Annotated in this window: 12 protein-coding genes and 2 riboswitches; of the genes, 8 read left to right on the top strand and 4 right to left on the bottom strand. The window is 45.5% G+C overall.

Annotated features, from left to right (window positions below; translation table 11 throughout):
• Window positions 1–156: 156 nt before the first annotated feature.
• Window positions 157–1,041, bottom strand: coding sequence for an amidase (locus BBI11_RS15200; RefSeq protein WP_083389125.1), 885 nt, complete (start codon window positions 1,039–1,041; stop codon window positions 157–159).
• Window positions 1,042–1,085: 44 nt separating this feature from the next.
• Window positions 1,086–1,177, bottom strand: a riboswitch (cyclic di-GMP riboswitch).
• A gap of 244 nt (window positions 1,178–1,421) precedes the next feature.
• Here BBI11_RS15200 and BBI11_RS15195 point away from each other — a divergent pair.
• The 3 genes from BBI11_RS15195 to BBI11_RS15185 all read left to right on the top strand — a co-directional run bounded on the left by BBI11_RS15195 (window position 1,422) and on the right by BBI11_RS15185 (window position 4,309).
• Window positions 1,422–3,353: a fructose-bisphosphatase class III gene (locus BBI11_RS15195; RefSeq protein WP_068465845.1), complete on the top strand. Its 1,932-nt coding sequence runs from the start codon at window positions 1,422–1,424 to the stop codon at window positions 3,351–3,353.
• 204 nt (window positions 3,354–3,557) lie between these two features.
• Entirely contained in the window at window positions 3,558–3,857 is a 300-nt protein-coding gene (locus BBI11_RS15190; RefSeq protein ID WP_068465394.1) for a TIGR04104 family putative zinc finger protein, read from the top strand.
• A gap of 113 nt (window positions 3,858–3,970) precedes the next feature.
• On the top strand, window positions 3,971–4,309 hold the full coding sequence (locus tag BBI11_RS15185; protein ID WP_068465392.1) for a hypothetical protein: 339 nt from the start codon (window positions 3,971–3,973) through the stop codon (window positions 4,307–4,309).
• Window positions 4,310–4,440: 131 nt separating this feature from the next.
• Here the strand turns inward: BBI11_RS15185 and BBI11_RS15180 are convergent, their stop codons facing one another.
• Window positions 4,441–5,334 carry an SDR family oxidoreductase gene (locus tag BBI11_RS15180; RefSeq protein WP_068465390.1) on the bottom strand — a complete coding sequence of 298 codons (894 nt, stop codon included), beginning with the start codon at window positions 5,332–5,334 and terminating at the stop codon, window positions 4,441–4,443.
• Window positions 5,335–5,572: 238 nt separating this feature from the next.
• Between BBI11_RS15180 and BBI11_RS15175 the strand changes: the two genes are divergently transcribed.
• The 5 genes from BBI11_RS15175 to BBI11_RS15155 all read left to right on the top strand — a co-directional run bounded on the left by BBI11_RS15175 (window position 5,573) and on the right by BBI11_RS15155 (window position 9,490).
• The gene (locus tag BBI11_RS15175; protein WP_068465387.1) at window positions 5,573–6,424 is read left to right on the top strand and encodes a mechanosensitive ion channel family protein; all 852 of its coding nucleotides are present in this window, start codon (window positions 5,573–5,575) and stop codon (window positions 6,422–6,424) included.
• Between the two features lie 140 nt (window positions 6,425–6,564).
• Window positions 6,565–6,822 (top strand): RNA polymerase sigma factor, encoded by a 258-nt coding sequence (locus BBI11_RS15170; protein ID WP_068465377.1) that lies wholly within the window; start codon window positions 6,565–6,567, stop codon window positions 6,820–6,822.
• 347 nt (window positions 6,823–7,169) lie between these two features.
• The gene (locus BBI11_RS15165; protein ID WP_068465374.1) at window positions 7,170–7,826 is read left to right on the top strand and encodes a potassium channel family protein; all 657 of its coding nucleotides are present in this window, start codon (window positions 7,170–7,172) and stop codon (window positions 7,824–7,826) included.
• A gap of 246 nt (window positions 7,827–8,072) precedes the next feature.
• Entirely contained in the window at window positions 8,073–8,525 is a 453-nt protein-coding gene (locus BBI11_RS15160) for an immunoglobulin-like domain-containing protein (protein ID WP_208597160.1), read from the top strand.
• Window positions 8,526–8,734: 209 nt separating this feature from the next.
• Complete coding sequence (locus tag BBI11_RS15155; RefSeq protein WP_418312516.1) at window positions 8,735–9,490, top strand: SDR family oxidoreductase; 756 nt, start codon at window positions 8,735–8,737, stop codon at window positions 9,488–9,490.
• Window positions 9,491–9,826: 336 nt separating this feature from the next.
• On the opposite strand, the gene BBI11_RS15150 is transcribed toward BBI11_RS15155, so the two are convergent.
• Window positions 9,827–11,164: a TrkH family potassium uptake protein gene (locus tag BBI11_RS15150; protein ID WP_068465365.1), complete on the bottom strand. Its 1,338-nt coding sequence runs from the start codon at window positions 11,162–11,164 to the stop codon at window positions 9,827–9,829.
• Window positions 11,165–11,292: 128 nt separating this feature from the next.
• Window positions 11,293–11,442, bottom strand: a riboswitch (cyclic di-AMP (ydaO/yuaA leader).
• Between the two features lie 588 nt (window positions 11,443–12,030).
• Window positions 12,031–14,418 (bottom strand): bifunctional diguanylate cyclase/phosphodiesterase, encoded by a 2,388-nt coding sequence (locus BBI11_RS15140; protein WP_237150290.1) that lies wholly within the window; start codon window positions 14,416–14,418, stop codon window positions 12,031–12,033.
• Window positions 14,419–14,618 lie beyond the last annotated feature (200 nt).

Raw genomic sequence — 14,618 nt, 5'->3', positions numbered from 1 at the left:
TTTTCCACTTATAGAATAACATCATTTTGTTTGTAAGTAAGGGTTTTTGTATTGAGAATTTCCTGTTTCCTGGATTTAACCAAACGGGTTTCACAATTTGCTCATAAAGGAGGAGACAAGAAAACACTTCCATTAGGTAATGGAAGTGTCAGGTATTCAAGGAGTCATAGTCATCCAACTGCCTACGTGGTGAATGGCCGTTCCTTCATATGCCGATGAGCTTGAGTAATGACTCGCCACTTTATCCAATTGCTGGTTCATATACGCTTCGCCTTCCTCAGCGAAAGTGATAACGCTACCTTCATCCGTTGTGCCTGTTTCTACCCCAACAACGATATGTTTGCCGTATCGCTCAGCCATGGCGATTTCATTTTTAACGATTTCGATAATCATCGGAGCGGAATCCCGGTAAGCCATTAGCGTGACTCCGTCTGTGTTCGCAATAACCCATTCAGCCAATAAGCCTTTGCCGAATGTGTTTTTATAAGGGATTTCGTCAAACCAAAAAGGCATATCGGCTTCAAGTGGCAAGTTCAACTGCGCAGAGCTCGTTGCGGCTCTTTGAAGAAGCGATTGGTAGGATTTTACGGTTGCTGCGCGGTTCGAATTCCACCCGCTATATAGATAAGGCTCAACATCCAAATGAATGCCATCAAAATGCGCCTGTTCCACCGATCCATTTTGGTAATTGCCCAGCCAGTTCATTAACTGGTTTTGATTGGTGAATCCTTTTGGCGCAACCCACGAAGGTGCTCCGTCGAGTGCAAATACAGCGATGCCACGTGAGTGCGCTTGTGTGACAAAACTGCGGTACGTATTTTTAGGAATGTCCCGGTCGATTTGGACATAGACTTTATTGACATTTTTATTTTCGAGAAAAGCCAGCGTAGCTGCTTCATCTTCCACAAACATCCATGGATTCCATAGCCAAGTAGCACGGGTATCAAGCGCATCACCGCTTGCTTGTACATTTTCTGCATGGCTGAACGCTGTCAGCATGAGAGACAGTGCGAACATCCATATCGCCGCTTTCTTCAACATATTCTTTTCCTCCATTCTGTTGGCCGAGGCCCGCAGAATGGGTGCCTGGCAACCTGACGACCGTGCACTGCTTTAACAGTGGGTAGGCTCATGGCTTTGCGTCCTTCCTTTTCAGGTAAGTTTGCCTTTATCAGTTTTTTCTTATTATAGATGGAATATGACTCATTAAGACAGTAACTATATACCTATAAAAGCCTTTACGAGACAATAAAAGAGAAATAGCAAGGCAGTTCTTCCAAATTTTATTTAAAAGCTGAATTTTTTGTGGAGCGTTCTTGGAAACTGCTATAGACTAACACTATATAACAATTTACTTGCCGGCCCAGCTGGCTAAACAGATCGGCACGATATCCCAAACGCTAGAAGGAGGATTCCGCATGATTAGTTCAAAATACTTGGATCTACTGGCAGAAAAATACGATAGCGAAGAAAAAGTGGCGACAGAGATTATCAACCTAGAAGCCATCTTGAATTTGCCAAAAGGGACGGAGCATTTCGTCAGTGACCTCCACGGTGAATATCAGGCGTTTCAGCATGTGTTGCGCAATGGATCGGGCAACGTCAAAGTGAAAATCAAGGACTTGTTCAAAGACGAGATGGGGGAAGAAGAGCTCAACGAATTCGCGACGCTTGTCTACTACCCAGAAGAAAAATTGAGCTTGATCAAAAGCCATTTCAGCAGCAAGAAAGAATTGAAAGAATGGTACATCGAAACGATCGAACGGCTGTTGAAGCTGGTGTCTTACGCATCGTCCAAATACACGCGTTCCAAACTGCGCAAAGCTTTGCCGAAACAGTTTGTGTATATCATCGAAGAGCTGCTATACAAAACCGACGAGTTCACGAATAAAAAAGATTATTACGCCAAAATGCTCGAACAAATCATTTCCCTCGGACAAGTGGACAAATTAATCGTCGGTCTTGCCTACACGATGCAGCGCCTGACTGTTGACCATTTGCACGTTGTCGGAGATATTTACGACCGGGGCCCCGATCCGCACAAGATTATGGACACGCTCATCGATTATCACTCCGTCGACATCCAATGGGGCAATCACGACGTGCTGTGGATTGGTGCTTATTCCGGCTCTAAAGTATGCCTCGCAAACATCATCCGCATTTGCGCGCGCTATAACAACTTAGACATCATTGAAGATGTCTATGGCATCAACTTGCGGCCATTGTTGAATTTGGCGGAGAAGTATTATGAAGACAATCCGGCTTTCCATCCAAAGCGAATTTCAGATGAACAATTAACAGAGCAGGAACAGCTGCAGATCACAAAAATTCACCAGGCCATCTCGATCATCCAGTTCAAATTGGAAAGCCCAATCATCAAACGGCGCTCCTGCTTCGCTATGGAAGACCGCTTGCTTTTGGAGAAAGTCGATTACGAGAAAAACGAGGCGACAATTCACGGGAAAACCTATGCGCTTGAAAATACGTGCTTTGCCACGATCGACCCGGAACATCCTGCTCGCTTGCTAGAAGAAGAGCAGCAAGTGATTGATAAACTGTTGTTCTCGATTCAGCATTCCGAGAAACTATCACGGCATATGAAGTTCCTCATGAAAAAAGGAAGATTGTATCTCCAATACAACGGCAATTTGCTGATTCATGGCTGCATCCCGCTCGAGGAGAACGGGGACATGAAGGAAATGAAAATTGAAGGAGAGGGCTACGCCGGACGGGAACTACTCGATGTCTTTGAAGAGTACACTCGTTACGCCTTTGCGCATCCCGAAGAGACCGACGATTTCGCGACCGACATGGTGTGGTACCAATGGACGGGTGAAAACTCTTCATTATTTGGCAAACGTGAAATGACGACATTCGAGCGTTATTTCATCGCAGACAAAGCCACGCATAAAGAGCGGAAAAATCCGTATTACCATTTGCGTGAAGACGAGGACATATGCCGCAAGATGCTGGCAGAATTTGATTTGAATCCAGAATATGGCCGCATCATCAACGGGCATACGCCAGTCAAAGAACGTGATGGCGAAGACCCAATCAAGGCGAACGGCAAAATGATCGTTATCGATGGCGGATTTTCAAAAGCTTATCAGTCGACCACGGGCATCGCCGGCTATACGCTGTTGTACAATTCCTACGGCATGCAGCTCGTTGCCCATCAGCGCTTTAACTCCAAGGAAGAAGTGTTGCAAAACGGAACCGATGTCTTGTCGATCAAGCGATTGGTCGACGAAGAACTCGAACGCAAAAAGGTGCGGGAGACGAATATTGGAGAAGAGCTTCTGCAGGAAATCGCCAATTTGAACAGCTTGAGAAAGCATCGTTATATGAACTAACAGCAGCTTTGAAAGAGCCCGAACTGAAATACAGTGCGGGCTCTTTCTTATGCAGAGAAATGCAATAGAAGCATAAATTCCGAGGGGGGGAATTCCAGTTAAATGGAATTTTAATTGTGGGAATTTTTGGCTATCTCTGATAGTCTAAAAAGGAAGAGATAAAACAGCATCAGAAAGTTATTGAAAATTGACTGGAGGGAGTCCATGCCAAGCTGCCAAAACTGCCAAAAGGAATGGGGCTGGAAGCAAACTGTCCGTAAGATGTTCACTTTGGATACGGGCATGATCTGCCCGCATTGCGGGAAAAAGCAATTTCTGACTACCGAATCGAAAAAAAGAGCCGGCCTGTTAAATTTTCTAACACCGTTAGTGATGCTTTTCGGGGTGTTATTTGATCTGCCCTTAAGCATTATACTGACACTGATTGTCACCAGTGGGATCGTCGTCTTCGCCGTCTATCCATTCTTAGTTGAATTTACTGATGAAGAACAAGCGCTTTGGTGAAGAAATAAATAATTTATAGAAAAGAGGAAAAATCAATCTTTTATCCATTCAGCTTTTACATCGCTATCCTGATCGCCATCTTGTACTGTGCAAGTTTGTGGATGCTGCGAAACTTGGGGAAATTCAGGATTCCACTATTCATCTATGGCGTCGTGGTTCAATTGTCGTTTCTGGCATTCTTCTTTGGGATGAGCCGCTACTTCAGGACCAGCGAAAGTGTGAACCGGGATTATTACGGTGTCTTCGTGAATGGCCTTGTCATTTTCTATCTGTTGATGGTCGTTCCATTTGTTCTTGCGTTATGGGTACAGGTTTATAAAGGGATATGGAATTTGCAAGTCGGACAAGTTTCCAAAGTCATCATGATGGTTTTATTTATTTTAACGACTTTGGTAGTCGCATTCGTCGGTTTTTATGCACATATTTTATTCTATTATGGATTTGCGCCGTGACGGTCAATGGTGGACTGTTGCATGGAATGATCCACTCAAATCGTATGTTTTGCGATGTGGCTAACCAATATTTAATAAAAAAAGCGCGAGGCACCGGTTGATTCGGTGCCCCGCGCTTTTTGAATATCAACTTAAGCGGTCGTCATGCCGCCGGTGATGCTGTAAATTTGTCCTGTAACATAGCTGGATTCAATAGAAGCCAAGAAGACATAGACAGAGGCGAGTTCTGCCGGCTGTCCAGCGCGGCCGATTGGCGTCTCAGGCGTGCCTTTGCCGAATTCAGGAATGTTTTCTTGCGGCTGTCCGCCGGAGATTTGAAGCGCTGTCCAAATCGGGCCTGGGGCGATCGAGTTGACGCGGATGCCTTTGTCTGCCACTTGCTTGGCTAAGGATTTTGTGAAGCCGATGATGGCAAATTTCGTTGCTGAATAATCTAGCAGCATCGGGCTCGGGTCAAAGCCTTCTACCGAGCTCGTCGTGATGATCGACGCACCTTCTGGAAGATGTGGAAGCGCCGCTTTCACGGTCCAATACATCGAGTAGACGTTAACTTGGAAGGTTTTTTCGAGCTGTTCAGTCGGCAGGTCGGCAATGTCTTTGACGGCTTGTTGTTGTCCGGCAACGAGTGCCAGAATGTCTAAGCCGCCAAGTTCAGTGTTCGCTTTTTCGACCATTTCTTTATTGAATGCCTCGTCGCTCAAGTCGCCGGGGATCAACACAGCTTTTCGGCCTTCCGCTTCGATCAATTGTTTCACTTCGTCTGCATCAGATTGCTCAGCCGGTAAGTAATTGATCGCCACGTCTGCGCCTTCTCTGGCGTACGCGATGGCTGCGGCACGGCCAATTCCGGAATCACCGCCCGTCACCAATGCTTTACGGCCCTCAAGCTTTCCCGAGCCTTTGTAGGTTTTTTCACCACAGTCTGGTACAGGGGTCATTTGGTTTTGTACACCAGGCGCTTCCTGGTATTGTTTCGGAAAATCATCGGTTGTATATTGTGTTCTAGGGTTTTGGATATTCGCCATTTATAATCTCTCCTTAGTTTGCGCATCGTTAGTTTCTCCCTTTATCTACCACCTCCATTCAAGATAAAACCTCTCGTGCATTGTAAATGAGAGAACTGGTTGGTTAAATATAGTGATTTTGGGGTGGAAGCATGAAATAGCACCTCCATTTATGTTATAAAGAAACAGGTAAATACAGATAGGCTGCGCTACTTGGTTGTTATTGAAGGCAGCCAATGAATGTGAAAGGAATGATTGTTTGTTGGATTTTATTGATATTGATTGGGGACAACTATTAGTTGCTGCGGGGATCATTGCCGCTCAAGTGATCGGAATCTTGATCGCATTCGTTATCGTCCGGGCGATCGGAAAAAAATTGATCAACCGCTCGTTTGACCGGTTGACGAAAAAAGGCGATATTACCAATGGCCGTGCATTAACGTTACGTGCGCTGGCAGATAACGTCTTCTCGTATGTTTTGATTTTTATTTTAGTTGCAACTTTGTTCGGCTTGTTCGGGCTTTCTGTTGCAAGTCTCATCGCCGGTGCGGGGATCGTCGGTCTGGCAATCGGGTTTGGTGCCCAAGGCCTCGTCAGCGATGTTGTCACCGGGTTCTTCCTGTTGTTGGAGAAACAGATTGACGTCAACGATTACGTAACGGTCGGCGCTATTGATGGCGTGGTTGAATCAGTAGGGCTTCGCACAACGCAAATCCGCAGCTTTGATGGCACTTTGAACTTTATCCCTAACCGTGACATTACGACCGTCAGCAACCATTCACGCGGGAATATGCGTGCACTCGTAGATATTGGTGTGTCGTACGATGAAAACATCGATGAAGCGATGACCGTTCTGAAAACGGTTTGCGCAAAAATGACGAAAGATAATCCGGCTATTGTGGAAGGCCCGGATGTCATCGGCGTGCAGGCTTTTGGAGAGTCGGATGTGACCTTGCGCATCATTGCTAAAGCGCAAAGCGGCGAACAATGGGGCGTCGAGCGCGAACTGCGCAAAGCCATTAAAGAAGCCTTCGACGCGAATGGCATCGAAATTCCGTTCCCACATCAAGTAACGATTCATAAAGGCTTGGAGAATCCCGTCCAGTCTTAAGAAATACAGGATCAGCGCCGTATGAACGGTAGCTGATCCTGTTATTTTTTATCTTTTATTCATTATATTAATATTATCTCGAATATAGGGTTTCAACTCTCTCCTTATGGGTATTTTGAATAAGAAGAGAGAGGTGCTAAATGACTACGGATGGGAAATTGCTGGAAAGACTGAAGTTTAGTGACAAAGCCGCCTTGGAAGTGATATACGATGAATACTATCTATTGTTATGGAAAGTCAGCTACCGGAAATTCAATGACCAAGCGGTTTGTGAACGTGTCCTAACAGAAGTTTTTCAGCAGTTATGGAAACATCCGCAGCAGTTTAGCGGAAACAAACGGCTGATGTTTTATTTGATCGAATGTTTGAACGACAAAATAGCTCGTATGAAGAGATGATAGAAATTTCCATGGCAAAGCGAAAAGTCATGCAGTGAATGACTTGCTAGCATTGAGTGGGACAGGAAAAAGGTGTTGGTATTGCACGCGAACGTTTTTGCCTGAATAGTATATTGATCATTGTTACAAGACGCTGTTTCCCTTTATTTTGAGTGAGGGGAAAGAGTGTTTTTTTCATGGCAGCTGATAAATCGAACGAAAAACCTCATATTGTTAATATTGACAATAGTACGCAACAGATGTAGATTTTAGTCAATTGAACATAACGATGGAGAAGCTTTCAAAAGGAATGGAATCGGCGGTATTTCTTAGGCCGGATTTTATGAAAATGGAAATGAGGAACTAACGTGAAGAAACAATTTATCGTAATCGGCCTTGGCAGGTTCGGCAGCAGCATTTGCAAAGAGCTGTTTAAGCTGGGCCACGATGTCTTGGCCATCGATTCTTCCCCAGAGCGAGTGGACATGATGCGCAACTTTTCCTCGCATGCAGCAGTTGCGAATGCGACAGACGAAGCGAGCATGAGGGAACTGGGCGTCCGAAATTTTGAACATGCGGTCGTAGCGATCGGCGAGAACATGCAGACGAGTGTGTTATGCACCTTAATGCTTAAGGAAATTGGCATTCCGCTTGTGTGGGTTAAAGCGAAAAATCTGCAACACCAGATGATTCTCGAAAAAGTCGGAGCGGACCGCGTCATTCAACCGGAAAAAGAGATGGGCATCCGCATCGCTCATCATATGGATTCGGAAAAAGTCGTAGATTATATCGATTTATCGGAAGACTACAGCATCGTGGAATTGGTAGCTTCTGAAAAACTGATGAACCAAAGTTTGCTAGAGCTAAACATTCGGGCAAGATACCAATGCACGATTTTGGCCATCAAGCGCGGAGACGAAGTGAACGTTGCACCGATGCCGGATGATCAGGTACAGCTGGATGATGTGCTCGTCGCCATGGGCCATCGTAATGACTTAAAACGCTTTGAAGCAAAAGGGATTTAATGAGCACGATAGCAGGTGAAAGAGAGGGACGGGCTTCAGACCAGTCGCTCTTTTTTTTGGCGAATATTACTGGTTTTCTTCATAAGACAGAGTGAGGACAATTGATTTTACGAGTGCCAGATGGAAGGGATTACAGAAATAGGATATGATTTCATTCCCCAAATGGTAGAATTTAGATACAAAATAAGAGATTGTTGAAAGGGTGGTAAGGTGACGGGGAAGGCATTCACGGTTTTTTTAGTAATTTTGTTACTAGCACTGTCAGGTTGTTCAATAGTTGAAACAAATCAAAAGACGGGAGTTTTAGAAAAAACTTCTTCACATGAAAAATTACCAGACACCTTTTCTAACGGAAAAACTAAACTTTCTGTGCAAAGTGATAAAAACACCTATACTTTTCCTGTGGATGAGCTTGTTTTACTTATTTCCAACTCAGGCGCTAACCCTGTTGAATTTGGTGAGTATCGGGTGCTGGAGAAGTTTCAAGAAGGCGTATGGTATGAAATTCCTTACAAAGAAAACTTTGCTTTCACAGATATTGGCCTGGGATTGGGGGCAAAAGAACATCTCGAACAGGAGATGCCGCTTGAATTTTTGGATTATGAGCTGCCGGCTGGCACATACCGAATCGTCAAAATTTTTTATATTAATGGAGGAGCAGAAGAGATTGCTCTAGCTGCGGAATTTGAAATTAAGTAATAGCTCGGACGATTGAGTTGTACTCGTTAATAAATATGAAATCAAAAAATAAGCGGAATATACTTCTAAGTAATTTATTGCCTAGGAAATATTTTGGCTCAATGAAACGGAAGGCGTTAAAAAAGATTCGCTATTCCTCAACGGCAGCTATATGGATGAGTATTATATGTCGAAGCTGCTTTACTAAATTGCACCAAAAGGAGATTATCATCATGGCAAAGTCCAAAAACATCGCATTAATCACAGGCGTCAGCAACCATACAGGAATCGGCGCAGCGGTGTGCCGGAAACTCGCACAGCAAGAAACGGCTATTTTCTTTACCCATTGGCAAGCAGAGTCAGATTTTCCTGCGTGCTTTCGTTCAGAAATCATGGATCTTGGCGTGCGCTGTGAGTATTTGGAGGTCGATTTGGCTCAACCAGATGCTGAGTCGGCTATTTTCGGGGAGGTCGCAAGTGCTATTGGATTTCCGAATATCCTCATTAACAACGCAGCGCATTCGATCGATTCCAACTACATGGATCTGAGTGGCAAAATCTTGGACGACCATTATATGGTGAATATGAGAGCGGCTTTTTTATTGTCCGCAGAATTCGCGAAAGGATTTCAACAAACGGAAAGCAACAATGGCCGCATTATCAATTTAACCTCCGGGCAAGAGCAAGGGCCAATGCCAGGGAATTTAGCATATGCTGCCACCAAAGGCGCCATTTCAGCATTTACATCCTCTTTATCCGCCGAACTTGCAGAACTTGGCATCACAGTGAACGCGGTTAATCCCGGCCCCACCGATACCAATTGGATGGATGATGGCATTCGGGAAGACCTGAGGCCGAAATTCGGATTGGGGCGCATCGGGAAACCGGAAGATGCGGCGAATGTGATCGCGTTCCTTATCAGCGAAGAAGGCGGTTGGATTACGGGACAAATCATCCATTCGGAAGGTGGATTTCTGAGAAGTTAATGCAAAAGGCTGCATCTCCTGAAAGAAGAGATGCAGCCTTTTTAGAGTGTTGAAGAAGTCTATTATCCCCTATTAATAAAAAAAGCGGGAGACTATTCCACAATGAAAAGTCAACGAACTCTCTAAGTATTTGGAGAAGCGTTCGCTCGACTCCAGTGGATCAGCGAGACGACCGAGACCCCGCAAGGCGCAGAGCGACTGAGGAGGCTTGGGCGCGAGCCCACGGAAAGCGAGCGATAAGCTTCGGAAAATACGACTGTATCACTTTCTCGACAACCTGAAAAGACTGCATCTCCTAAAGAAGAGATGCAGCCTTTTATTTAGACAACTAGAAGGTCAGCCTGTAAAGATATCGCCTTTCGGATGGCGAATGGATTCCCGGTGCTGACGTGCTAAGGCAAATGCCAAGGTGACAGGGCCAACGCGGCCAACGAACATCAAAATCATGATGACGATTTTCCCGAGAACGGAAAGTTCTCCGGTCAAGCCCATCGATAAGCCGACGGTTCCGAAAGCCGAGAACGCTTCGAACACGATCCATTCGAAAGGCGCATTTTCCGTATAACTTAAGATCAAAATGCCGGCAAAGACGGCGGTCATGCTGATGAAGACGATGGCAAGAGACCGTTCCAGTAGGTGCGAAGGAATCGCGCGGTTGAAAATGACCGCTTCTTTTTTTCCGTTTAGATACGATGCGGTCACTAAAATGATGACCAAAAAAGTCGTAAGCTTAATGCCGCTCCCGGTCGAGGCACTGCCAGCCCCGATGAACATCAGAAGGGAGATGAGAACAATTGAACCCGTCTCCATGCTGCCGATATCGATGGAGTTGAATCCCGCTGTTCGCGGCGTGACCGCCTGAAAATAGGAAGCCCATAGCTTGTCACCAAGTGGCAACGAGCCGAGCGTTTCCATATTGCCGTATTCTGAAACGAACAAGAACAGCATAGCGAAGAGGTTAACGGCGAGTGTACCCGTCAGCATGATTTTCGAATGCAGCGACAATTGACGAAATTCTTTGGCGTTCCACATGTCATACAATACGGTGAATCCGATGCCGCCCGTGATGAACAATAAAGTGATGATTATATTAATGACGGGGTCGCCGACATAAGCGCTCAAGGAGTCATTCCACAAAGAGAAGCCAGCATTATTAAATGCGGAAACGGCGTGAAAGGCACTGGTGAATAGCCCAAAGCCCCAGCCGTATTCCGGTACCCACCGAACGGCCAAAAAGGCAGCGGCCATCGCTTCAATCGCAAAAGTAAAAACAAGGATGATGCGCACAAGACGGATCATGCCGCCGAGTGAGTATTGGTTGAACGATTGCTGGATAAGGATGCGCCCCTTCAAACCAATCTTTTTCCCCAGTAGCATGACGATCAAAACAGCAAAGGTCATCAACCCGAGCCCACCAATCTGCATAAGGGCCATAATGACGGTTTGGCCAAACAGCGTGAAGTCATCTCCTGTGCTGAGTACGGCAAGGCCCGTGACTGTCGTTGCAGAAGTGGCGGTAAACAAGGCATCCAGAAAAGAAATCGGGGTTGTAGTGGAGACCGGCAAATACAGCAAGATCGCACCGATGAAAATCGCTACCAAAAAGGTGATCGACAGTACTTGCGGCGGAGACATATGAATTTTCTTCAATAGATAGGATTTGTTCATCTGCATAGCCAATTCTTCTTCCGTCTGGATTCCACATTTTTAGGGTACCCGTTCCATCTCATTTCTCTTCCACTCTTTTCCCTTAAATTTGAGCACAAAAAAACCATTTCAAAGAAACGGCCTGAGATAGACCTTTTCTCTCTTTTCTACGCTTACGAGCTTAGCTGTCGGATTAGGAATGGAGAGTATCCCTTCTTCAAAAGTGAAGATTCACCCCGAGATCAAGTGGCGATCAAATTGGTTCACCCGCACAGAAATTCATTCTGTCTCAGCGATAATAAAAGGTGGATTCTGTTGTACAAGCTAAAATATACGCTTCTAGACGGAGAAGTCAATACAATTTTGTGTGCCGAAAGAAAAAGAGGAGGCGATGAAAAGTAGAGAGCTGGTGGAGGTTTTGAACTGTGTTCAATCTCGCTTACTCGAGAAAAAGTGAATCTCTTTTGATAAAAATTTTAGCTCTATGTTTTGGATAAGTGGAATTATGGAATTGGGAAAGTCCAGAAGTACAAAAGAAGCGTGGAGAAGCGATTTGTAGCAGCTTCTCCACGCTTCTTTATAGGATTCTCTGAGAAAATATCTTACGGCTTTGCGACGAGAGCGCCAATGAAAAAAATTGCGGCTATCAACAAGAAGCCATATAGCTCTCTCTTATAACCTATTTGAAAGGCCTGAAAACTCCTGATTAAAAAAATTCCAGCGGGAACAAGAAACGTGAAAGGAAACAATTCTCTCCAGTAGAAGGACACGATCATCATAGAGATATAAAGGCCATACAAGGGGTATTCGATTTTAGTATTGGGCTTGAATGATTTCTGGGCGTGTTCCATGAGCGTGTTCTCCTTCATAAGCTGGCCAGTTTGTTAAACCCTTTAAGCCGGCTCTATCGTATAGTAGATGTCTTCAATTTCTTGCGCCGGCAATGGACGATTGAAGTAATAGCCTTGTGCTTGGTTGCATTGCTCGGTTTTTAGAAAGTCCAGCTGTTCCTCGGTCTCGACACCTTCTGCGATGACGTTCAATTCCAGGTCATGCGCCATACGGATGATGGTTTTGACGAGTGCCGCATCTTTTGAATCGCTTTTAATATTGCGGGTGAAATGCTGGTCAATCTTTAAGCTGTCGATTGGGAACAATTTTAAATAGCTGAGTGAAGAATAGCCGGTGCCGAAATCGTCGATCGATAAATGGACTCCGATAGCTGCGAGTTCTTGCATGGTGGTGATAGCCGTATCTGCATTTTGAATGATCGTTTCCGTTAGTTCCAGTTCTAAATATTGTGGGTCCAACCCAGTTTTTTGCAAAATGGTACTGACGACTTCGGTCAAATCTTTCTGTGCAAACTGGCGAGCAGAAATATTAACCGCCACGCGGAATGGCGCAATTCCTAAATCCTGCCAGTACTTGTTTTGGCGGCAGGCCTCTTCCAATACGAATTCCCCGATCTTTGTGATGCTTCCGGTTTCTTCAGCAATCGGGATAAACTCTGCAGGGGAAATACTGCCCCACTCGGGATGGTTCCACCTGAGCAAAGCTTCCACGCCAATAATTTCTTCGTTTTGTAGGCTGATCTGCGGCTGGTAATGGATGGTGAATTCACCGCGTTCTAAGCCCTTACGCAGTCCAGTAGCCAGCTTCGACTTGCGGTCAATCGTTTCGTTCATATGGGGAGTGAAGAACTGGAAGCCGTTCTTACCTTCCTCTTTTGCTTGATACATAGCGATATCGGCATTTTTAACTAAGGTCTCGGAATCATTGCCATCAGAAGGGAATAAGCTGATGCCGATCGAAAGGCTGGTGAAAATTTCTTCATTTTCAAAGCGAAAGGGAGCGTTCAGGGCTGTGATTAGCTTTTGTGCGAGATCTGCGGCTTTGCCGTACTCGGTATTGGGCAACAGCAAAATGAATTCATCTCCGCCAAGCCGTGATAGCGTATCTCTTGGACTGATTTGAGCTTCCAGGCGGCTGGCGACACTTTGAAGAAAATGATCGCCCATTGAATGCCCAAAGCGGTCGTTGATCATTTTGAAGTTATCGAGGTCCATATAGAATAGCGAGAAGTTAAAGCCGCGTTCATCTGCCTGGCGCAACAGCGAATCCAACCGGTCGTTGAACAACCGGCGATTTGGCAATCCGGTCAAAGGATCCAAGTACACCAAATCATTGATCTTGTCTTCGGATGCCTTGCGTTCTGTGATGTCGCGAAGAATGCTGCTAAAGAAAACGCCTTTCTCTGTTTCCCACGTACCAACAGACATTTCGAGCTGGAATTCCTCTCCGTTCTTTCGCAGACCTGTCAATTCGACTGTTCTGCCGATTACATGGGGAATGCGCGTTTCGCGGTAAGCGTCCATGCCGTCTCCATGTGCTTTTTTCAAACGGTCCGGCATGATGGTGCTAATATTACGGCCAAGGATTTCTTTTTGGCTATAGCCGAAAATGGCCTCTGCGCCTTGATTCCATTGAACAATTGCCCCTTGAAAGTCCGCGACGATAATGGCATCTTTCGCAGATTCGATAACGGATTGGAACTTCATTTCGGACTCCGCTGATTGAATTTCCAAGCGACGGTCCGTGCGTATGCTCGCGAGCGTCAGTACAAAAAGCATGAGCATGCCCCCGCCGATGCCATAGGCGAGCAGCGTGCTATCGACTGAGAAAGGAGAAGTGTGGCCAGCAGCTGAGTGGTCCATTTGCGAAAAATTGGCGGCTGCCATGCCAGTGTAGTGCATCCCTGAAACAGCGAGGCCAATCAAGACGGCTCCGGCCAGCTTGCGCCAGTGAAATCTAGGGACATTTGGAATGTAGAACAGCAAAGCCAATCCAACAAACGAAGCAGCAAAGGCAATGAGTGCGGACAAAGTCCATAAAAATGGATCATAGGAAATCATGGCATCCATGCGCATAGCATCCATCCCCAAATAATGCATCGACACGATTCCAATGCTTATAAAGAAGGCGCCTGTAACTAAATAGCGCCACGAGACGGACGGCTTGCTAATCAAATAAAACGCAATCGCGCAAGAAGCGATTGCTGGCACGATGGACAATAACACCAAACCAAAATGATAGGACACTTCAACAGGCAAATGAAACGCCAGCATGCCGATAAAATGCATCGACCAAATGCCAAGTCCGAGCACAAAGGCACCCGCCGTGATCCAGCGCAGGTGCGAGACGTTTTTAGCGTATTTCAGACGGCTGCTGATATCGAGTGCGACGGAAGCAGAAAAGATGGCGACCAAGATGGAGAGGGCCACGAGGGGAAGATTATATGAACTAAAGAGATTGGTAATAGGACTCACGCTCTTTCTTTAATATTTTTACTGGGGACATTATGGAGTTAATAGAAAATAACAACCGGTGCTCAACTAGTTAATGTGAATAGACTATCAGCAAGGAAGAAATTTTTGTAAAGATAGCAAAAGGTTTTTGCGGTAGGTGAGGTCTTAAGGCTTAC

It is taken from the genome of Planococcus maritimus (assembly GCF_001687625.2).
Lineage (GTDB): Bacteria > Bacillota > Bacilli > Bacillales_A > Planococcaceae > Planococcus > Planococcus maritimus.
The sequence above is the reverse complement of the archived record's forward strand: the minus strand, read 5'-3'. Positions and strand labels throughout refer to the sequence as shown.

Coding starts and splice junctions, on each gene's coding strand:
- BBI11_RS15150 (WP_068465365.1), bottom strand. CDS start 11,164: ATGCAGATGAACAAATCCTATCTATTGAAGAAAATTCATATGTCTCCG.
- BBI11_RS15180 (WP_068465390.1), bottom strand. CDS start 5,334: ATGGCGAATATCCAAAACCCTAGAACACAATATACAACCGATGATTTT.
- BBI11_RS15170 (WP_068465377.1), top strand. CDS start 6,565: ATGACTACGGATGGGAAATTGCTGGAAAGACTGAAGTTTAGTGACAAA.
- BBI11_RS15200 (WP_083389125.1), bottom strand. CDS start 1,041: ATGTTGAAGAAAGCGGCGATATGGATGTTCGCACTGTCTCTCATGCTG.
- BBI11_RS15190 (WP_068465394.1), top strand. CDS start 3,558: ATGCCAAGCTGCCAAAACTGCCAAAAGGAATGGGGCTGGAAGCAAACT.